Raw genomic sequence first — 18,032 nt, 5'->3', positions numbered from 1 at the left:
AATCATGTCACCTCAGCACAGGCTCTTGGGTGCCTAACGTGATCCGGACATGTCGGAAAGTGCAGCTTCGCTGGTCAGAGGCCCAGAAATTTGATCTGACAAGGCGCGCCGCATCAGTCCGACACCGACCAAACATACTCCAGTCGCGCCCACGAGGACGGCTCCAAGCCCGGCGAACTCGGCCACGACGCCTCCCGCGGCCGCTCCGAGCGGCATGCCACCCATCCCGACGAGCCGATATGCCGAGTTGACCCGCCCGAGCAATTTCGCCGGAATCAGCCGCTGCCGGGTGGAGATCACCAGCACGTTGCCCCCGGCGCCGATCACCCCCCACAGCACGGCGGTCGGATAGAGCGTCCACGGCGAGGGCACGATCACCGGCACGAGCAGCAGCAGGCTGCTGACCAGCCAGCAGCCGGCCAGCGTCCTGAACTCCCCGAACAGCCCCGCCGCCCGGTCGGCCAGCAGCGAGCCGAACACGGCGCCGGCGGCGAAGGCCGTGGCCATCAGGCCGTAGCCGGCCGGTTCGAGCCCGATCTCGGACCCGTCGCCGACCGCCCACAGCACGAAGACGGCGAAGTAGGCGGAGTTGGCCAGGTTGAGCAGCCCGGCGGTGACCGCCAGGCCGCGCAGGACGCGGTGGGACCACAGGAAACGCAGGGCCTCGGCGATGTCGGCACGCATCGGCCGCCGAGCCTCCGCCTCGTCCCCCGTTCCCTCTCCCTTCGTGGTGGTTCCGGTCCCGCCCGGGGGCCGGTACGCGCCGCGCATCCCCAGCAGGAGCAGGCCGGCGGCGGCGTACAGCAGGGCGGGCGCGCCGAAGACGACGGCGGGCAGCGTCGCCACGAGCAGGCCCGCCACCGGAGCGCCGACGAAGTCGTTGCCGATCATCTGGGCGCTCGACACCCGTCCGTTCGCCCTGGTCAGCGCGTCGTGAGGGACGGTCATGGGCAGGACGGACTGCGCCGAGAGGTCGGCGAAGACCTCGCTCACCCCGGCCAGCAGCACGGCGGCCAGCAGGAGCCAGAGGTTGAGCAGGCCGAGCACGGCGAGGAGCGTGACGCCGGCCAGGATCACGGCCCGGACGAGGTTGGCGCGCACCATGACGCGGCGGCGGTCGGCCCGGTCGGCGATCGCGCCCGCGTGCAGCGCCAGCAGCAGCCACGGCAGCGTGGTCGCGGCGGCCACCAGGGAGACCAGGGTGGGGGAGCGGGTCATCGAGACGGCCAGCAGCGGCGTGCCGATCTTGAGCACGCCGTCGGCCAGGTTGGACAGGGCCGTGGAGGACCACAGATAGGCGAACGAACGCCCGAGACGCGCCATGGCGGCCTCCGCTATCGTGTAAGGGAAAGTGTGCACAGGATTCTTTGCAAAGATAGGCTTGCACAGTATGAGGCGCAAGAGCTTTTCCGCCAGAACGCTCGACGCGAACGCCATGAAGTCCTTCGCGCACCCGCTGCGCCTGCGGCTCTACGACCTGCTCGACGAGCGCGGGCCGTCCACGGCGACCCGGCTGGCCGGCCTGGTCGGGCAGAACACGGGGGCGACCAGCTACCACCTGCGCGAGCTGGCCAGGCACGGCATGATCGAGATCGCGGAGGGGATGGGGCGGGGGAAGGAGAAGTACTGGCGCGTCACGCCGGGCGGCTTCTCCTACGGCGAACCGTCCGAGGCCGACCCGGAGGCGGCGGGAGCGGTCGAGTACCTGCTCGACGATCTGGTCCGCCAGCGCGGGGAGGAGCTGTCCCGATGGCGCGAGGAGTCGCCGACGGCCCCGGAGGAGTGGGTGGCGGCGAGCGTCTTCGGGCGGCGCTCGCTGCGGCTCACGGTGGCGGAGACGGCGCGGATGCGGGACGAGGTGTTCGCGGTGCTGGAACGCTACCGCGCGGTCTCCGACGGCAGGCCGCCCGAGGTCACGGAGGACCTCGGGCGCGTGATCGTGCACTTCGACGTCCTGCCGGTGGGAGGCGGCCGCCCGGCGCCGGATGACGACGACTGATCAGGCCGCTCGCTCACCGGCTCGGCCTGACGCGACGAGGCCGCGGGCTCCGGCGTCAGGTGCGGAGGCCGTGCGGGGTCACGTGATGAGGCCGAGGGCGCGTTCGGCCAGGCCCTCCGGCGCGGTGCCAGGGGAGCCGCAGGCGAACGGCGGGCGCGGGTCGTACTCGATGGCCAGTTGCACGCTCTGCGCCGTCACCGGATCGGCGGCCTGCGCCAGCAGCGTCAGCGCCATGTCGATGCCCGCCGACACCCCCGCCGCCGTCACGATCTTCCCGGCCGTCACCACCCGCTCGCTCACCGGCTCGGCCCCGAAGCGGGTGAGGAAGTCGAGGATGGCCCAGTGCGTGGTGGCCTTACGCCCCTCCAGCAGCCCGGCCGCCCCGAGCAGCAGCGAGCCGCTGCACACCGAGGTCGTCCACTGAGTGTGCTCGTGCGCCCGCCTGATCCACCCGACCAGGGCCTCGTCGGACAGGACGTCGAGCGTTCCAGAGCCGCCGGGGACCACGATCACGTCCGGGCCGGGCAGCTCGGCGTACGAGGCCGTGGCGTTCAGCAGGAGCGTGCCTTTGTCGTCGGCGACCGGCCCGCGCTCGGCGGCCACGAACGTGACCGTCCAGCCGGGCGCGAAGGCCAGCACCGTGTACGGGCCCACCGCGTCGAGCGCGGTGAAGCGGGGATAGAGGGGGATGGCCACGTGCATGGGTCTGCCCTTCCTCGGTGGAGACGTGCGCGCTTCGAAACTACCCCGGAACGCCGAGAGCCCCCGGGGGCAGGACCGGGGGCTCTCGCCGGAGATGGGTGATGGAGAGATCAACCCATGTGCGGGTAACGGTGGTCGGTCGGCGGCACGAACGTCTCCTTGATCGCGCGGGCGCTCACCCAGCGGGTCAGGTTGAGGATCGAGCCGGCCTTGTCGTTGGTACCGGACGCGCGCCCGCCGCCGAACGGCTGCTGGCCCACGACGGCGCCCGTCGGCTTGTCGTTGACGTAGAAGTTGCCCGCCGCGAAGCGCAGCCGCTCGGCCGCCGCGGCGATGGCGTAGCGGTCCTGGGCGATGATCGAGCCGGTCAGCGCGTACGGCGCGATGCCCTCCATCTGGTCGAGCACCGTGTCGTAGGCGCCGTCGTCGTAGACGTGCACGCCGAGGATCGGCCCGAAGTACTCCTTGACGAAGAGCTCGTCGGCCGGGTCGGCGCACTCCAGCACGGTGGGCTTGACGAAGTAGCCGACGGAGTCGTCGTAGGAGCCGGTGAGCACGTCGATGTTCGAGGACGCCTTCGCCCGGTCGATCGCCTCCTTGTGCTTGGCGAACGCCCGCGCGTCGATGACCGCGCCCATGAACGTCGACAGGTCGGCGGCCACGTCGCCCACGGTCAGCGACTCGGCGGTGGCGACGAAGTCGTCACGCATGCGGTTCCAGACCGAGCGCGGCACGTACGCCCGCGAGGCGGCCGAGCATTTCTGCCCCTGGTACTCGAACGCGCCCCTGATCAGCGCCGTCGTGAGCACCGCCGGGTCGGCGGACGGGTGGGCGAGCACGAAGTCCTTGCCGCCGGTCTCGCCGACGAGGCGCGGGTAGCCGTGGTAGGAGGCGATGTTCGCGCCGATCGTGCCCCACAGGTGCTGGAACGTCGCGGTCGAGCCGGTGAAGTGCACGCCGGCCAGCGCCGGGTGGGTGAGCGCCACCTCGGATACGGCCTGCCCGTTGCCGGTGACCAGGTTGATCACGCCCGGCGGCAGCCCGGCCGCCTCCAGCAGCCGCATCGTGTGGTGCGCGGCGAGCTGCTGGGTGGGCGACGGCTTCCAGACGACGACGTTCCCCATCAGCGCCGCCGAGGCCGGCAGGTTGCCGGCGATGGCGGTGAAGTTGAACGGCGTGATGGCCAGCACGAAGCCTTCGAGCGGCCGGTACTCCATCCGGTTCCACACGCCGGGCGACGAGATGGGCTGGTCGGCGTAGAGGCGGCGGGCGTAGGCCACGTTGAACCGGAAGAAGTCGATCAGCTCGCAGGCCGCGTCGATCTCCGCCTGCTGCGCCGACTTCGACTGGCCCAGCACGGTCGCCGCGTTCAGCGTCTGCCGCCACGGGCCCGCCAGCAGGTCGGCCGCCTTCAGGAAGATCGCCGCCCGCTCGTCGAACGACAGGGCCCGCCACGCGGGCGCCGCCGCGAGCGCGGCGCCGACGGCGTCCTGCACGTCCTGGGCCGTAGCGTCGTTGGTACGGCCCAGGACGGAGGCGTGGTTGTGCGGCTGCACGACGTCGACGCGGGCGCCGCCACCCTGTCGCTGCTCGCCGCCGATGGTCATGGTCAGGTCGATCGAGGCCCCGGCCAGCTCCTTGATGCGGTCCTCCAGCGCCGCCCGCTCGGCGCTGCCGGGGGCGTAGCCGAGCACGGGCTCGTTGGCCGGCGTGGGGACGTTGCTGATGGCATCCATTTACTTACCCCCAAGGGCACGAAGGAAGAAGGCGACGTTGGCGGGGCGCTCCGCCAGGCGGCGCATGAAGTAGCCGTACCAGTCGTCGCCGTACGGGACGTAGACGCGGACCGTGTGGCCGGCCCCCGCCAGGGCCTCCTGCCGGTCGGTCCTGATGCCGTAGAGCATCTGGAACTCGTGGTCGCCGATCGCCCGCCCGAACCGGTCGGCGAGCAGCTCCGTGATCGCGATCATGCGGTCGTCGTGCGTCGCCACCATGGGGTACCCCTTCCCCGCCATGAGGATCCGCAGGCATCGCACGTACGCCTTGTCCACGGCCGTCCGGCCCTGGTGCGCGACGGAGGCCGGCTCGCGGTAGGCGCCCTTGACCAGCCGCACCCGCGAGCCCTCCGCGGACAGGTCCCGGCAGTCCTGCTCGCTGCGGAACAGGTACGCCTGGATCGCCACGCCCGTCGCGGGATGGTCCTCGCGCAGCTTGCGCAGGATGGACAGGGTGGAGTCGACCGTGGTGTGGTCCTCCATGTCGAGCGTGACGGTCGAGCCGCCGGCCGCCGCGGCGGCGCAGATCTCGCGGGCGTGCTCCAGGGCCATGGCGTCGTCGAGCCGCTGGCCGACGGCCGACAGCTTCACCGACACCTCGCCCCGCGATCCGAGGCCGAGCGGCCTGATCGCCTGGAGCAGCGTGATGTAGGCGTCGGCGGTCGCCTCGGCGGCCCGCGCGTCGAGCGTCTCCTCACCGAGGTGGTCGACGGTCACGGCGAGCTTCGCGTCACTCAGGCGTTCGACCGCGTTGCGGGCCTCTTCGACGCTCTCGCCCGCGACGAACCGGCCCACGACCTTCTTGGTGGGCGGGAAACCCGACACGGCACGGCGTACGGCACCGCTCCTGGAGGCGGCGAGCAGCAGTTGACCCAGCATGTGTCCAAGTGTAGAAACCGCAGCTCAGCGGGGGCCATCGACGGGCGTAACGCCGCATGTGGCAGGCTGTCGTACAAATGCACAACACGGCAGACCTACAAGAGATCGTCGACGAGATCGCCGCCCGGCTGGGGGCGTCCGCGACGCTGGAGGACCGCTCGTTCCGGCTGCTCGCCTATGGGGCGCAGCACGGTGACATCGACACGGTCCGCCAGGAGTCGATCCTGCGCCGCCGCGCCACGGGAGAGGTGCGCGACTACTTCGAGCGCTACGGCATCGCGCGGGCCGGCGGCCCGGTCAGGATTCCCGCCGACGCCGAGCTCAGGGTCCTGGCCAGGGTCTGCTGGCCGTTGCGCCACGCCGACGTCACGTACGGCTACCTGTGGCTGCTGGACCCGGGCGAGCTGGCCGACGGCCCTGAGCACCCGGAGTCGCCGCAGGGCGAGCTGGGCGGGCGCACCGACCCGAGGCCCCACGGCGAGCGGGGCGGGCTGAGCGACGCCAGGCTGCGGGCGGTGGCGCCGCTCGTCGCCAGGGCCGCCGCCGCGCTCGCCCAGGAGGCCAGGAGCAGGCAGGACCTCGGGCGCGGCCTGCGCGCGCTGCTGTCGCCCGACCCCGAGGTGCGCGCGGGCGCCTCGCTGGAGGTCCCCGGCCCGGTCGCGGCCATCGCCGTACGTGAGTCGCCGGAACGGGTGGCCGCCCTCTGGACGCTCCCGCGCGGCGTCCTGGCCCGCACCGGCTCGCCGGTCGCCCTGCTCGCCCCCGCCCACCTGGCCGGAGAGGTGGCGCAGACCGTGCAGAGCGCGTACGGCACCGCGGCCGGCATCGGCGCGCCCAGGGACGATCCGGCCGACGCCTGGCTGAGCTGGCGTGAGGCCCGCCAGGCGCTGCGCATCGCCGAGCACTTCCCCCGCCACGCCCCCGTCGCCCGCTGGGAGGAGCTGGGCGTGCACCGCCTGCTGTCCCGGCTGAGTCAGACGGACCTGCGCGAGCTGGCCGAGGAGACGGCGGCGCTGGACGCCGAGCTGGCCCAGACCGTGGAGGTCTACCTGGACCGCGGCGGCCACGTGCAGAAGACCGCCGCCGAGCTCGGCATCCACCGCCAGACGCTCTACTACCGGCTGGGCAAGGCCGAGCGCCTCACGCACAGGGACCTGTCGGACGGTGACGACCGCCTGGCCGTCCACCTGGGGCTCAAGGCGGCCCGGCTACGCGGCGCCGACGCCTCGTAGCGCGCCACCCGGGCCCCGGCGCCTCGTCGTAGGGCGTCACTCGCGGCCCGCCGCCTCGTGAAGCGTTGCTCAGGCGTCGTGAGGCGTCACTGGCTTTCGTCGAGGACCCGGCGCAGGGTGACGGCGAAGGCGTCGGGGTCGCCGGGCATGCCGAACTCGTCCCCGAGGAAGCCGCCGTGGTTGCTGGGGAAGGTCACCGGCTCCGTCCCGAGCCGCCCGGCCACCGCCACGGCCGACCGGCAGGCCATCTCGCCCTCCGACTCGACGCCGACGCCGACGACGATCCTGGTGGAGGCGGCCCGCAGCGCCTCGAAGTCGTGCCGGTGGTGCGTACAGGTGATGAGGTTCTGCGCGAACAGCACGTCCTCCCTCGACCCGTCGTCCTCCGTCGGCATCCCGAGCTCGGCCGGGTCCTGGACGGGCAGCTCGGACAGGTCGGCGGGAAGCTCCCCGCGCCACCCGGAGGTGCCGATGAACTTGGCCATCGCCGCGCCGAAACCGTCGCGCTCGTACGTGGCGCGGATGTCGGCGATGGCCGCCAGCGCCCGCTCGCGGTCGGGCAGCTCCTGGGCCGCGGGCGGCTCGTGCGCCACGAGGACGCGCACCTGCTCAGGATGCCGGGCCACCAGCGCCAGCCCGTTGACCGCGCCGCCGCTGCTGGCGAAGATGTCCACCGGCCCGGCGCCGAGCGCGCCGATCAGCAGGTGCAGGTCGTCGGCGTGCAGGTCGGGCGTCGACTCGACGAGCCCGTCGGTGCGGGTGCTGCGCCCGATGCCGCGCGGGTCGTACGTCACCACCGTGCGGTCCTGGAAGTGCCCGGCCAGGGTGGTGAAGCCGGTCGCGTCCATCGGCGAGCCGATCATCAGCAGCACCGGCCGGCCGGAGCCGGACTCGGGCTCGCGCACGTCGTAGTGGAGGGTCGCTCCCGGCACCTCGATGGTGTGGGTCTTGGGGTCGGTCATGGGTCGCTCCTTCTCGATGACGATATGCAGACCGGCGGGCGCGGTGAAACTCATCGGCGAGGTGACCCATCATGCCCTCAGACCGTGCTCAGGCCCACAGCACCGACCCGATGATCAGCAGGAACAGGAACGCCAGCAGGCCGAGCGGGATCGCCATGAGGGCGATCGTGATGCCCATCCCGTTCCACTGCTGAGGCGGAGGGCCGAGCGCGCCGCGGGAGTAGGCCCACATGGGTGCGCGGTACTCGACGTCGAGCGACATGCCGGGCTGCAGCCAGATCGTCAGGTCCGCCGGGCCGATCTGCGAGGGCAGCAGGTATGGCAGGTGGACGTGCAGGTGGTGCTGGCCGGGAGGCAGCACGAAGGCGTTGCGGCCCCACCGGCCGGGCATCGGGCGCCCGTCGACGACGACGGTGGGCGTGATCATGGACAGCATGAAGCCGAGCCAGTGCCGCTGGATGTCGAGGACGAGCTGCGCCTGCGGCCCCTGGGGCATGGGCGGGGGCGGCTGACCGTGACTCCACGGTCCCGAGTGCGGCCCTGGCGGTGGCCCAGGTGGCCCAGGCGGTCCTGGTGGTGGTCCGTACGGCGGCTGGGGCGGATGCATGGCGCCAGATGCTATCGCCACCGCCGCGCCTCATGCCCACGCTTCGAAATCCGTGGAAGCACATCAAAACGGACAAATACATACAATGCGGACAGAATGGGTAGGAGTCCGTAGGGATCGATTGCCCACCCCACCGAGGCGCCCCGGCTGTGGGGAAGCAGCCGGGGCGTTCTCCTGCCTCAGGACGTATGGACGGGCCGCGCCGCGGGCGCCACGATCTCCTCGTCGTCCGCGCGGCGCCGTACCCAGAGGTAGACCAGCGCCCCGGCGAACAGCACGATCGACGTCCACTGGTTGACCCGCAGCCCGAGGAACTCCACAGCGTGGTCGACCCCGCCCACCGGATCGATCCGCAACCCCTCGATCCAGAACCGCCCGAACGTGTAACCGGCGACATAGAGGGCGAACAGCCGGCCGTGGTGCAGCGCGAACCGCCGTCCCGCCAGGATCAGGGCGAAGCCGAGCGCCGCGTCCCAGATCGACTCGTACAGGAAGGTCGGGTGGTAGAGCACGCCCGGCTCGCCGCCGTGCGCCTGGTCGATCTCCAGGCCCCACGGCAGCGTGGTCGGGCTGCCGTACAACTCCTGGTTGAACCAGTTGCCCCAGCGGGCGATCGCCTGCCCGAACGCGATGCCGGGCGCGACCGTGTCGGCCATGGCGCCGACGGAGATGCCCCGGCGGCGGCAGGCCAGCGCCACGCCCACGCCACCCAGGATGACCGCGCCCCAGATGCCGAGCCCGCCCTCCCAGATGAACAGCGCCTGGTACGGCTCCTTGACCGCGCGCGGGCCGAAGTAGGTCTGCCAGTCGACGATGACGTGGTAGAGCCGGGCGCCGATCAGCCCCAGGATCACCCCGGGGACGGCGATGTCGGCGATCGTGCCCTGCTCGCCGCCGCGGGCGCGCCAGCGGCGGTCGCTCAGCCAGGCGCCGAACAGGATGGCGACGATGAAGCACAGCGCGTACGCCCGGATCGGCAGAAAGCCGAGATGCCACACCCCTTGGGGCGGGCTGGGAATGGCGGCTAAGACCATGCCGGTGAGGCTAGCGAACGCCGGCCGCCCCGGGCCTTTCCGTGACCTGATCGCGGCTGAACCGACAGGCTTCAGATCACCGGGCGCGGTAGATCTTGACCCAGTCCACGTACATCGAGACCGTGCGCGGCGTCGTGGAGTCGCGGCACTTCGGCTCGCACACCACGTCGTTCTGCAGCGCCAGCCCCATCTTCCGCCCGTCGGGGACGTGCGGCCCGCGGTAGTCCCAGAGCCTCTTTCCGTCCAGCCAGAACGTCAGCCGCCCCGGCAGCCAGTCCACCGCCACCGTGTGCCATCGGGTGAAGTCCGCCCGCAGCACCTTCCTGGCCCGGCCGTGGCCGCCGTGGACGAAGATGCCGCCGCCCTGCCGCTTCGGGTCCACGATCTCGGCGAAGTCGACCTCCGAGTAGCCGGAGCCCTCACCCTGCGCGGCCGGCCACAGCAGCGCCACCGGCGTGTACCCGGCCCCTGCCTCCGCCTTGAAGCGCACCTCCCAGCGGCCGTACCGCTGCGCGAGCTTGGTGGCCACCCCGCCCGACAGGTCCTTGCCGCCGTACCTGCCGCCCTTGAGGCGCAGCACGCCGTTCGCGACGGTCGAGGCGCGGCCGGTGCGGGGGTTACGCTCGGCCTGCGGCGAGTGGTAGATCATCCATTTTCCGGTGTCGATCGAGGAGCCGGAGAAGTTCTCCACCAGGACGGGGGCTCCCCACCTCGAAGTATGCGTCGGGGTCTGCGCGTGCGCGGTCTGGGGAAGGGCGGCGAGGCTCGCGAGCATCGCCGCCGCCACGATCGGGCTGCGTTGAGACATGCGGACCATCGAAGCAAAGATCTCGCTCAGATAACACCCCAACCGTCCCATCTGTCACTTTCGTCAGCCCGGACGGCCCCGGACATGGTGCCGGCAGGTGGCGGTGCCACCTGCCGGTGTCCATGGGGGTGACGCGATGTCAGGCGCAGGTCGCCTCGTAGACCCGGACGAGCTCCTGGCTCACCCGCTCCCACGAGTAGCGCGACCGCGCCCGGTCGGCGCCCGCGTAGCCGAGGGCGGTGCGCAGGGTGGGGTCGTACAGCAGCTCGCGGGCCAGCCGCGCGGTGCGCGCGGGGCGGTCCGGCGGGACCAGCAGCCCGGTGACGCCGTCGATGATGGAGTCCATGTGCGCGCCCACGGCGGAGGCGATCACCGGCACGCCGCAGGCCATGGCCTCCAGCGCGACGATGCCCGTCCCGGCCTCGCGCGGCACCGACACCACGGCGTCCGCGCTGCGCATCAGCTTCGGCACGGCGGCCCGCTTGACCTGGCCGAGCAGCGTCACCCGGTCGGCCACGCCGAGCTGCTCCGCCAGCGCGCGCAGGCGGCGCGCGTCCCGGTCCTGGTCGAGGTCGTCGGGCTCGGGCCCGCCGGCGATGACCAGCTCGACGTCGCCGAGACCCTGCAGCGCCCGCACGATCGTGTGCGCGCCCCGCTCGACCGTGAGCGGTCCCACGTGCACCAGGCGCTTGCGCGACCCGCGCGTGGCGACCGCGCCCCGGCGCTGGAAGCGCTCGGTGTCCACGCCGTACGGCACGACGGCGATGTTGTTGCGGGGGACGCCCAGCCGGATCAGCGCCGACTCCTCGTCGCCCGACCCCGCGATGACCGCGTTGGCCCGGCGTCCGAGCGCCCGCTCCAGCTCCTTGTGCGCGGTGTCGACCGCGTGGAACGTCTGCGTGACCGGCACGCCCATGCCCTTGGCGCCCGCCACGGCGACCAGTCCACCGGTCCACGAGTGGGCGTGGATCACGTCGGGCCTGTCCTCGCTCCAGCGCCGTGACAGGTGAGTGCCGACCTCGTTGAGGTAGGGGACCACGTCGTCACTCGCGAGCGGCTTGGCCGGGCCCACGTCGATGTGCTCCACGGTGACGCCCGGGGCCACCCGCGTCTTGGGCTTGCCCTCGGCGTTGTCACGGCGGGAGTAAATGGTGACGTGGTGATCGCGGCCCAGCTCACGCGCGACCGACAGGATGCGGTGGCGCTGGTTACCGTTGGTGGAAGCGACGATCGCGATATTCATGGCACACCTCAGCGTGGAAAGCCTTCAAGGTGTGCCTGCGTCTTAGGCACGTCGTTACTCTGTCTCTGACCTTACCCAGTTTTCCCGCGATCGCAAACCCCCACAGATCAGACACCTCTGAGGGCGAACACCACGATCTCATCCCAGACCTGGCCGCCCGAGAACGCGTGCCGGTCCGCCTCCACCGCCTTGACCACGGTCGACGGCGCCTGCCCCGCGCATCGGCTGAGCACGTCGGCCAGCCGTTCCTCCCCGTACGGCTCGCCGCGTTCGTTCCTGGAGGAGATCAGGCCCTCCGAGTAGAACACCAGCGTCTCTCCCGGGGAGATCGTCAGCACCTCCACGCCGGTCTCCGCCTCCGGCGCGATGCCCAGCGGCACGCCGCCGCCGGCCGCGAACCGTACGCCGCCGTCGGGCAGCAGCAGCGCGGCCGGATGGTGACCGGCCGAGGACAGCCGGATCTGGCGCCCCTTCACGAAGCCGGCCGCGGCCATCACGAACATGCCGGTGCCCTGCGCGACCAGCGCCTCGTTGACCTTGCGCATCACCAGGTCGGGATCGGACTCCCAGGCGCTGAGCACGCGCAGCCCGCCGCGCACCATGGCGCTGACCGAGGCCGCCTCCTCGCCCTTGCCCGCCGCCCCGCCCAGCGCGAAGCCCCACCCGCCCGAGACGGGGAACACGTCGTAGAACTCGGCGCCGACCGACGACCCCGGGTGGTAGACGGCCGCCGCCTCGTAGCCGGGCACGTCGGGCAGGTTGCGCGGGGCGACGCTGGCCGACAGCGCGTCCGCGGCCCGCGAACGGCTCTGGAAACTGCTCTGAGCGCGTACGGCCAGGCCGATCTGCAGCCCCACCTCCTGCATGACGGCCAGATCCGCGAGCGAGAAGGGCGGCCGGTCGTGGCCGCGGACGAGCGTCAGCACGCCGTCGGAGCGGCCGATGGCCACGCTCAGCACCGAGCCCGCGCCCATCACGGTCAGCAGCGGCCCCTCGGCGCTGAAGCCGAGCAGCGTCTCGTCGTCCACCATCTCCAGCACCACGCCGGAGCCGCGCTCCAGCACCTGCAGCACCACCTGGCTGGTCGCCGGGTCGGCCGTCTCCACCCGCCGTACCAGTTCGCCCAGCGGATGGTTCTTGGGCGCCATCACCACCGACCGGCGCGGCACCCCGTCGCGCACCATGTCGGCGATGACCCAGTCGGCCCACTCCGCCGCCAGCAGGCGCGTCGCCCGCTGCAGCGCCACCGGGCGCAGCAGCGCCTCCTCGTCGAGCAGCAGCCTGGCGATCTTGACCAGCAGGTCCTGCCGCTTGGCCGTGGCCAGCAGCAGCGCGCCGTCGGTCTGCTCGGCCCGGCGCGCGCCCGGCTCGGGCAACTGCACCTCCGTCGGCAGCGCAACCGCCGCGACCATCTGCTGCGGCTCGCCCGGCATCGTCAGCCTGGTCAGCGCGATCTGCACGGTGTGCGTACGCCCCTGATGCGCCAGCCGCGTCTCGAACGCCGCCGGCTGCCCCGTCTGCAGCACCGACGTCAGGTGCGAGCGGAACGCCGCCCGCCTCGACACGTCCACCAGCAGCGGGAACGAACGGCCCACCAGGTAGCCGTCCGGGCTGCCCAGCACCCGCGAGGTCTCCGGATTGATCCGCCGGACGACGCCGCCGCCGTCGAGCACGACGACGGGCACGGGGAAGGCGCGGAACACCTGGCGCAGCAGCTTCAGCTCGCGCTGGGTCCCGTCCTTCTTGCTTCCCGCCCGTTTGGGGGCCTTGCGCAGCTCTTCGCCCGCCTCGGCCAGCAGCTCGGCGGCGGTGTCGAGCTCGGCGAGCGCGGCGTCGAGCGTGGGCGCCAGGTCCGCGGGGTAGGCGGCCCTCGCCTCGCGCAACGAGGTGACGCGCCCGGCCAGTGCGTCAAGCGCGTGTTCGAGGTCCGGCATGGTCATGGTCTGACGCTACGCCACTCGGGATAATGCTAGCCATAAGGGGTAGAGGCTTGTTGCTATGGAATCGACCGCGATGATCACCCCCGGACTCGCCCGCGACCTCGCCACCCTGGGCAGACTCGGCGAGGACACCTCGACGGAAAGCGTGCTGCGCGGACTCACCACGGCGTTGACCGCCGGAGTCCCCGGCTGCTCGGGATCCTCCGCCGAGCACTGGCGCGACCACCGCGTCATGGTCTCGGGCTCCCACAGCGAGCTCATCATGCTCGTCGAGGGCGAACGCCAGCTCGGCGAGGGACCGTCCATCGAAGCCCGCCAGAGCGGTGGCCGCGCCACCATCACCGACGTGCTCGAAGAGACCCGCTGGCCCCGCTACGACGCCCTGGCCACCCGCTGGGGCGTGCGTTCCGTGCTGATCGTGCCCATCGAGGCGCCGCCGGCCATGCTCGTCGTCGGCCTCTACTCCGTCCGGCCGGGCGCGTTCTCGCCCCAGGGCGCCCACTCCCTGGCCGACATGCTGACCGAGCAGCTCGGCGTGGCCATGGCCAACATGTCGGAGTTCGAGGAGGTGCGCACCGACGCCGCGCAGCTCCAGGAGGCCCTCGCCGGGCGCTCCGTGATCGACCAGGCCAAGGGCATCATCATGCAGACCAGCGGATGCAGCGCCGAGGCCGCGTTCGAGGAGCTGCGCCGCATCTCCCAGCACCACCAGGTCAAGGTGGCCGACCTGGCCCGGCTCCTGGTCGACGAGCACCAGCGCAAGTCGGCCAAACGCTGACAGCCCGCCGGCGTTATTTGATGGCCGCGAGTGCGTCGTCCAGGGTGTCGTAGAGCGGCAGGCGCTGCGCCAGCCCGGTGATCCACATCACCTTCGACTTGGAGTATTCGACTCCGATCAGCGCGAACTTGGCGCCCGACGCCAGGCTCGTCTGCCAGTGATGAACGATCAGCCCGAGCGCGCGCGAATCCATGAACGTCACCCCGGCCAGATCGAGGATCAGGTCGGCGCCCGCCATCACGAGATAGTCGGCGAACTGCGCGCGTGTCGTGGCGTCGAGCACGCCGTCGACCCTGACCACGGTGATCTCGTCCACGGTCGACGACGTCAGGCTGAGGGCCGCCACAGGCTCCCCGCCGTTCTCCGGCATTGTCACGGGGCAACCCTACTGTCACCGCGCGATCGAGGAATACTTCCCGCGAGATGGGGGACACTGGATCCGAAGTCCAGCAGAGGGCTTCGGTCTCGAGAGTCGAGCGAGGCGTGCCTCTGCATGGGCTTTTTCGCATGTGGCGGCCCGCCTGCGACCCATATGAGGAGCAGCGATGGCTGTGCAGGACTACATCCTCGAGGAGATGACCGCAGAAGAGCTCCTAGCCGAGATGGTCAGGGAAGACACGCCCGGCAGTCAGAGGGAGCGCCTGCGTGAGCGCATCGTCGAGATGCACCGGCCGCTCGCCATGGAGATCGCCCGGCGCTACCGCTACCGGGGCGAACCTTTGGAGGATCTCCTCCAGGCCGCGTATGTTGGCCTGATGAAAGCCGTCAACGGCTTCGATCCGACCCTGGGGCACGCCTTCAGGGGCTACGCCGTCGTCACGATGACCGGCGAGGTGAAGCGTCACTTCCGCGACCGCACCTGGGCCATCCGGGTGCCCCGCCTCTACCAGGAGCGGCGCTCCGAGCTCAACCGCCTCGTCGCCGACCTCAGCCAGGACCTCGGCCGGTCCCCGACCGTGGCGGAGCTGGCAGCCAAGATGAACATCACCGAGGAGGACGTCCTGCTCACGCTCGACGCCTCCGCCGCGTACAGCACCCTGTCGCTCGACGCGCCCCTCGGCACCGACGACGACGCCGCCTCACTGGGCGACGTCATCCCCGAGGACGACGATACGCTGAGCAACATGGTCGACAGGGAAGCCGTCAAACCGCTCATCGACGCGCTACCCTCCCGCGAGAAGCACATCCTGTTGCTGCGCTTCTTCGGCAACATGACCCAGGCCGAGATCGCGGCCGAGTTCGGGATCTCACAGATGCATGTCTCACGTATTCTCCGCAAGGTTCTCGACCAGCTGCGCACCGAGCTGGTCGGCTGACAAGGACGGTCACCGGGTGAACGAGGACGTCGAGCCTCAGTCGGGCCACACGAGCCCGCCACCCGGCGCGCCCGTGAAAGACCTCGACTTCCGGCTGCCGGACCTGCCCCAGGTCCGGCAGTTCGCCGAGGACGAGGCCCGCGCCGCCGGCATGCCGGAAGAGGCCATCGGCGACTTCGTCATCGCCGTCAACGAGGTCGCGACCAACGCCGTCACCCACGGCGCCGACCGGGCCGCCCTGCGCACCTGGGTGACCGGCGGGGATCTGGTCGTGGAGGTGCACGACGAGGGCACCTGGAAACCGGGGCCGATGCCCGGCGCGGTGGGCGGGATGGGGCTGTGGGTGGCCCGCCTGCTCTCCTCCGACCTGACGCTGCGGGTGGGCAACGGCGGCAGCACGGTCATCATGCGCTTCCCCGGCAAGGCCTGACCGGCCGTTCGCTCGAAGCGGCCACAGGGCAACGCGCCGCCCCCGCCCAGTGAAGGGGGGACGGCGCACTGTCTTCCACCGGCCTAGGGGGGCCGGCCTGTAGGTCATCGGCGGGCCCTGCCGCCGCGCCAGTTGCTGTATCCGGTGCGGATGCTGGCCGTACCGACGCCTGCCTGATGCAGGGCCAGCAGGGTGAGCCCCAGCAGGACGAACGTCATGCCGGAGAACCCGCCGGGAATCCGCACGCCGATCAGGTCGAGCAGGAAGCCCAGCCCGAAGACGATCGCTGCGACAACCGCGAGCATGTCATGTCACCTCATTCCCTCACTCGAAGCGGGCGTGGACTGCCCCGAGGGCTGGCCGGAGAGCGCGAGCAGCCGCTCCAGAACGGTCCTGTACTCGCGCAGCGCCAGCCGCAACTGCTCGGTGTCGCCGCCTCCGGCGTCCTTCCAGCGGTCGCGCAGGGCGCCCGTCCGGTTGTTCAGCGCGCTGGTCAGGGCGTCCACGACCTCGCCGACCAGCCCGTCCGCGCGCTGGACCGCCTCGCCGGGATCGTCCACGAACGACGCCTGCAGGTCGCGCCAGCGGGCCTGCACCTGCGTGGGGTCCTGCTCGAACAGCACGATCTCCTCGGGGGCGGCATGCGCCGGGACCTCGCCGGGGGCGGCCTGGCCGTCGTGCACCACCGGATCGGCCTGCTCGGGCTCGACGTCGTGCGCGTGCTCAGGCTCGGCCAGCATGTCGCCGCCGGTCCTGGCGTACGGGTCCCGGTAGGACGCGTCGTCCTCGTCGTCGGGGGCGGCACCGTCTCGGGGAGCGGCGCCGTCATGGGGAACGGCGGCGGGGTAAGCGTCGTGGGAGGGGCCACCCTGCCTCGCGTCTCCGTAGAGATCGCCCTGCCCCGCGTCCTCGTACCGATCCCGATCCTGATCCGGATCACCGGCGACGAGACGATCCTCGTGCACCCTCTTCTCATCAGCCGTTGCCTCGGCCCCTGCATAGGGCCGCTCATCAGGCTGCTCATCGGGGATGTCGTTGCGTTGCGACGGCACCTTCAGCTCGTCGCTGCTCATATCCTTCACCGTCCTCGGCTGGTCTCGTGCAGCAGCTCCTCGAACAGCGCGCGGTAGTGGACCATGGCCTGGCGGAGATCCTCCGTGGAGGCCTCCTTCCTGGCGGCCCGCCCGCTGATCTCGTGCGCGGTCCTGTAGTGGTCGAGCGTCGCCGCGTGCCCCACCGACAGATGGGAGACGCGCTGCTCGAAGTCCTCCGTCGGGTAACCCCGATCCGCCATGACCGAGGTGACCAGCTGATCGGCCTCGGTGACCGCAAAGCCTGGGGCGTCCACGAAGCGTTCCTGGACCTCGGTCCACCGGGCGGCGTAGGAGTCGCGCGACTCCTCCGACAGGGGCTTGATATCGAGTTCCGAATGCCGCTGCTCCCGGTCGAGCAACTCCTGCTCGGCCTCCCGGCGGTTGTTGTCATGCTCGGCGACTATGCGTTCGTACTCAGGGCCGAAGCGTTCGCGGAGATGGGAGCGACGCTTCTGTTGCTGCAGCACGAAATAAGCCACTGCGGCGAGCGCCAGCACCGCGACCACGACGACGGCCACCCATGCCCAGGTGGTCATGATGTTCGCCTCCGGTCTATGTGTTGAGACCAGCGACTGCCCGCCGACGGCGTGTCGAAACGCCTGATTCAGCGGTCGTCGAGCGCTTTCCTGGCCGCCGCCAGCACCGACGCCACGTGCGACCCGCCCTCCCCTGCGGCCACCTCACTGAACCCGCCGGCGGGGTCGTACCGGACGTCGAGCCCTGCCTCCACCAGCCGCTCGGCCCACCGCAGCGCGGTGTTCAACCGCTCAGCCGCCGGCGGCCTGCCCTGCGCCGCCGCCGACAGATTCCGCAGATTCGTGGCCGGCCCGGACTGGGAGTGCTCACGCGCCAGCTTCCACGGCAGGGCGGCACTGTGGTCCATCATCGGCTTGGCCAGCCCTGCGGCCCGCTTGGCCTGCAGCACCCCCGACTCACTCACCCCGAAGTGAGCGGCCAGCTCCTGCACACTCCTGCCCTCGGCGACGAGCCTGGCCAGCTCCTTGCGATCGATGGTCGCCTTGCGCCCCACCTGACCCCCTCGCTCCCGCTCTCCGTGTACGCGTACACCTCCGATGTGCGCTAAGGTTATGACGTCCCGCCCCGCAGGGGGCGGCCGACACAACCGGGACGTAGCGCAGCTTGGTAGCGCACTTGACTGGGGGTCAAGGGGTCGCAGGTTCAAATCCTGTCGTCCCGACGGTTGGGCAAAGCCCGTCACTTGGAGAGTTCTCC

The 18,032-nt window shown here is 71.3% G+C and carries 20 protein-coding genes and 1 tRNA gene; 6 read left to right on the top strand and 15 right to left on the bottom strand.

Features of this window, described 5'->3' with window-relative positions:
* Positions 1-33 precede the first annotated feature (33 nt).
* A complete protein-coding gene (locus OIE67_RS27335; protein ID WP_326625745.1) occupies positions 34-1,323 on the bottom strand; it encodes an MFS transporter in 1,290 nt (429 codons plus the stop codon).
* Positions 1,324-1,390: 67 nt separating this feature from the next.
* Here OIE67_RS27335 and OIE67_RS27330 point away from each other — a divergent pair, with 67 nt between their 5' ends.
* The gene (locus OIE67_RS27330; protein ID WP_326625744.1) at positions 1,391-1,999 is read left to right on the top strand and encodes a winged helix-turn-helix domain-containing protein; all 609 of its coding nucleotides are present in this window, start codon (positions 1,391-1,393) and stop codon (positions 1,997-1,999) included.
* A gap of 78 nt (positions 2,000-2,077) precedes the next feature.
* Here OIE67_RS27330 and OIE67_RS27325 read toward each other — a convergent pair whose 3' ends face one another.
* The 3 genes from OIE67_RS27325 to OIE67_RS27315 form a co-directional block, all read right to left on the bottom strand.
* Positions 2,078-2,701 carry a DJ-1/PfpI family protein gene (locus tag OIE67_RS27325; RefSeq protein ID WP_326625742.1) on the bottom strand — a complete coding sequence of 208 codons (624 nt, stop codon included), beginning with the start codon at positions 2,699-2,701 and terminating at the stop codon, positions 2,078-2,080.
* A gap of 110 nt (positions 2,702-2,811) precedes the next feature.
* Positions 2,812-4,437, bottom strand: coding sequence for an L-glutamate gamma-semialdehyde dehydrogenase (gene pruA / locus OIE67_RS27320; protein WP_326625740.1), 1,626 nt, complete (start codon positions 4,435-4,437; stop codon positions 2,812-2,814).
* Positions 4,438-5,355, bottom strand: a complete 918-nt coding sequence (locus tag OIE67_RS27315) for a proline dehydrogenase family protein (RefSeq protein WP_106244838.1) — start codon at positions 5,353-5,355, stop codon at positions 4,438-4,440. It abuts the gene before it with no gap.
* Between the two features lie 77 nt (positions 5,356-5,432).
* Between OIE67_RS27315 and OIE67_RS27310 the strand changes: the two genes are divergently transcribed.
* Positions 5,433-6,587: a PucR family transcriptional regulator gene (locus OIE67_RS27310; RefSeq protein ID WP_326625735.1), complete on the top strand. Its 1,155-nt coding sequence runs from the start codon at positions 5,433-5,435 to the stop codon at positions 6,585-6,587.
* A gap of 86 nt (positions 6,588-6,673) precedes the next feature.
* Here OIE67_RS27310 and OIE67_RS27305 read toward each other — a convergent pair whose 3' ends face one another.
* The 6 genes from OIE67_RS27305 to OIE67_RS27280 all read right to left on the bottom strand — a co-directional run bounded on the left by OIE67_RS27305 (position 6,674) and on the right by OIE67_RS27280 (position 13,181).
* Positions 6,674-7,549, bottom strand: a complete 876-nt coding sequence (locus OIE67_RS27305) for an alpha/beta fold hydrolase (protein ID WP_326625733.1) — start codon at positions 7,547-7,549, stop codon at positions 6,674-6,676.
* Between the two features lie 88 nt (positions 7,550-7,637).
* A complete protein-coding gene (locus OIE67_RS27300; RefSeq protein ID WP_326625731.1) occupies positions 7,638-8,045 on the bottom strand; it encodes a hypothetical protein in 408 nt (135 codons plus the stop codon).
* A gap of 290 nt (positions 8,046-8,335) precedes the next feature.
* Positions 8,336-9,190 (bottom strand): prolipoprotein diacylglyceryl transferase, encoded by an 855-nt coding sequence (gene lgt, locus OIE67_RS27295; protein WP_326625729.1) that lies wholly within the window; start codon positions 9,188-9,190, stop codon positions 8,336-8,338.
* Positions 9,191-9,266: 76 nt separating this feature from the next.
* The gene (locus OIE67_RS27290; RefSeq protein WP_326645155.1) at positions 9,267-9,998 is read right to left on the bottom strand and encodes a glycoside hydrolase family 16 protein; all 732 of its coding nucleotides are present in this window, start codon (positions 9,996-9,998) and stop codon (positions 9,267-9,269) included.
* Between the two features lie 139 nt (positions 9,999-10,137).
* Positions 10,138-11,241, bottom strand: coding sequence for a glycosyltransferase (locus OIE67_RS27285; RefSeq protein ID WP_326645153.1), 1,104 nt, complete (start codon positions 11,239-11,241; stop codon positions 10,138-10,140).
* A 107-nt stretch (positions 11,242-11,348) separates the two neighbouring features.
* Entirely contained in the window at positions 11,349-13,181 is a 1,833-nt protein-coding gene (locus OIE67_RS27280; RefSeq protein ID WP_326645151.1) for a PP2C family protein-serine/threonine phosphatase, read from the bottom strand.
* 58 nt (positions 13,182-13,239) lie between these two features.
* On the opposite strand from OIE67_RS27280, the gene OIE67_RS27275 reads away from it, so the two are divergent.
* On the top strand, positions 13,240-13,959 hold the full coding sequence (locus tag OIE67_RS27275) for a GAF and ANTAR domain-containing protein (protein WP_326645149.1): 720 nt from the start codon (positions 13,240-13,242) through the stop codon (positions 13,957-13,959).
* Between the two features lie 13 nt (positions 13,960-13,972).
* Here OIE67_RS27275 and OIE67_RS27270 read toward each other — a convergent pair whose 3' ends face one another.
* On the bottom strand, positions 13,973-14,329 hold the full coding sequence (locus OIE67_RS27270) for an STAS domain-containing protein (RefSeq protein WP_326645147.1): 357 nt from the start codon (positions 14,327-14,329) through the stop codon (positions 13,973-13,975).
* A gap of 175 nt (positions 14,330-14,504) precedes the next feature.
* On the opposite strand from OIE67_RS27270, the gene OIE67_RS27265 reads away from it, so the two are divergent.
* Positions 14,505-15,275: a SigB/SigF/SigG family RNA polymerase sigma factor gene (locus OIE67_RS27265; protein WP_326645144.1), complete on the top strand. Its 771-nt coding sequence runs from the start codon at positions 14,505-14,507 to the stop codon at positions 15,273-15,275.
* Positions 15,276-15,291: 16 nt separating this feature from the next.
* A complete protein-coding gene (locus OIE67_RS27260; protein ID WP_106244856.1) occupies positions 15,292-15,705 on the top strand; it encodes an ATP-binding protein in 414 nt (137 codons plus the stop codon).
* Between the two features lie 104 nt (positions 15,706-15,809).
* On the opposite strand, the gene OIE67_RS27255 is transcribed toward OIE67_RS27260, so the two are convergent.
* From OIE67_RS27255 to OIE67_RS27240, 4 genes are all read right to left on the bottom strand, one after another.
* Positions 15,810-16,010 (bottom strand): hypothetical protein, encoded by a 201-nt coding sequence (locus OIE67_RS27255; RefSeq protein ID WP_106244858.1) that lies wholly within the window; start codon positions 16,008-16,010, stop codon positions 15,810-15,812.
* A 6-nt stretch (positions 16,011-16,016) separates the two neighbouring features.
* Positions 16,017-16,778, bottom strand: coding sequence for a hypothetical protein (locus OIE67_RS27250; RefSeq protein WP_326645141.1), 762 nt, complete (start codon positions 16,776-16,778; stop codon positions 16,017-16,019).
* A gap of 5 nt (positions 16,779-16,783) precedes the next feature.
* Positions 16,784-17,335: a hypothetical protein gene (locus tag OIE67_RS27245; RefSeq protein WP_326645139.1), complete on the bottom strand. Its 552-nt coding sequence runs from the start codon at positions 17,333-17,335 to the stop codon at positions 16,784-16,786.
* 68 nt (positions 17,336-17,403) lie between these two features.
* On the bottom strand, positions 17,404-17,829 hold the full coding sequence (locus OIE67_RS27240) for a helix-turn-helix domain-containing protein (protein WP_106244861.1): 426 nt from the start codon (positions 17,827-17,829) through the stop codon (positions 17,404-17,406).
* 94 nt (positions 17,830-17,923) lie between these two features.
* Between OIE67_RS27240 and OIE67_RS27235 the strand changes: the two genes are divergently transcribed.
* Positions 17,924-17,997: transfer RNA gene (locus OIE67_RS27235), tRNA-Pro, on the top strand.
* Positions 17,998-18,032 lie beyond the last annotated feature (35 nt).

This window comes from Nonomuraea fuscirosea (assembly GCF_035917475.1).
Classification (GTDB): domain Bacteria; phylum Actinomycetota; class Actinomycetes; order Streptosporangiales; family Streptosporangiaceae; genus Nonomuraea; species Nonomuraea fuscirosea.
Note: the sequence above shows the minus strand (reverse complement) of the source record. Positions and strands in the feature narration are given on the sequence as shown.

Excerpts from the sequence above, each read along its gene's own strand:
- OIE67_RS27335 (WP_326625745.1), bottom strand. The coding sequence starts at position 1,323 with ATGGCGCGTCTCGGGCGTTCGTTCGCCTATCTGTGGTCCTCCACGGCC.
- OIE67_RS27330 (WP_326625744.1), top strand. The coding sequence starts at position 1,391 with ATGAGGCGCAAGAGCTTTTCCGCCAGAACGCTCGACGCGAACGCCATG.
- OIE67_RS27325 (WP_326625742.1), bottom strand. The coding sequence starts at position 2,701 with ATGCACGTGGCCATCCCCCTCTATCCCCGCTTCACCGCGCTCGACGCG.
- pruA (WP_326625740.1), bottom strand. The coding sequence starts at position 4,437 with ATGGATGCCATCAGCAACGTCCCCACGCCGGCCAACGAGCCCGTGCTC.
- OIE67_RS27315 (WP_106244838.1), bottom strand. The coding sequence starts at position 5,355 with ATGCTGGGTCAACTGCTGCTCGCCGCCTCCAGGAGCGGTGCCGTACGC.
- OIE67_RS27310 (WP_326625735.1), top strand. The coding sequence starts at position 5,433 with ATGCACAACACGGCAGACCTACAAGAGATCGTCGACGAGATCGCCGCC.
- OIE67_RS27305 (WP_326625733.1), bottom strand. The coding sequence starts at position 7,549 with ATGACCGACCCCAAGACCCACACCATCGAGGTGCCGGGAGCGACCCTC.
- OIE67_RS27300 (WP_326625731.1), bottom strand. The coding sequence starts at position 8,045 with ATGCCCCAGGGGCCGCAGGCGCAGCTCGTCCTCGACATCCAGCGGCAC.
- lgt (WP_326625729.1), bottom strand. The coding sequence starts at position 9,190 with ATGGTCTTAGCCGCCATTCCCAGCCCGCCCCAAGGGGTGTGGCATCTC.
- OIE67_RS27290 (WP_326645155.1), bottom strand. The coding sequence starts at position 9,998 with ATGTCTCAACGCAGCCCGATCGTGGCGGCGGCGATGCTCGCGAGCCTC.
- OIE67_RS27285 (WP_326645153.1), bottom strand. The coding sequence starts at position 11,241 with ATGAATATCGCGATCGTCGCTTCCACCAACGGTAACCAGCGCCACCGC.
- OIE67_RS27280 (WP_326645151.1), bottom strand. The coding sequence starts at position 13,181 with ATGACCATGCCGGACCTCGAACACGCGCTTGACGCACTGGCCGGGCGC.
- OIE67_RS27275 (WP_326645149.1), top strand. The coding sequence starts at position 13,240 with ATGGAATCGACCGCGATGATCACCCCCGGACTCGCCCGCGACCTCGCC.
- OIE67_RS27270 (WP_326645147.1), bottom strand. The coding sequence starts at position 14,329 with ATGCCGGAGAACGGCGGGGAGCCTGTGGCGGCCCTCAGCCTGACGTCG.
- OIE67_RS27265 (WP_326645144.1), top strand. The coding sequence starts at position 14,505 with ATGGCTGTGCAGGACTACATCCTCGAGGAGATGACCGCAGAAGAGCTC.
- OIE67_RS27255 (WP_106244858.1), bottom strand. The coding sequence starts at position 16,010 with ATGCTCGCGGTTGTCGCAGCGATCGTCTTCGGGCTGGGCTTCCTGCTC.
- OIE67_RS27250 (WP_326645141.1), bottom strand. The coding sequence starts at position 16,778 with ATGAGCAGCGACGAGCTGAAGGTGCCGTCGCAACGCAACGACATCCCC.
- OIE67_RS27245 (WP_326645139.1), bottom strand. The coding sequence starts at position 17,335 with ATGACCACCTGGGCATGGGTGGCCGTCGTCGTGGTCGCGGTGCTGGCG.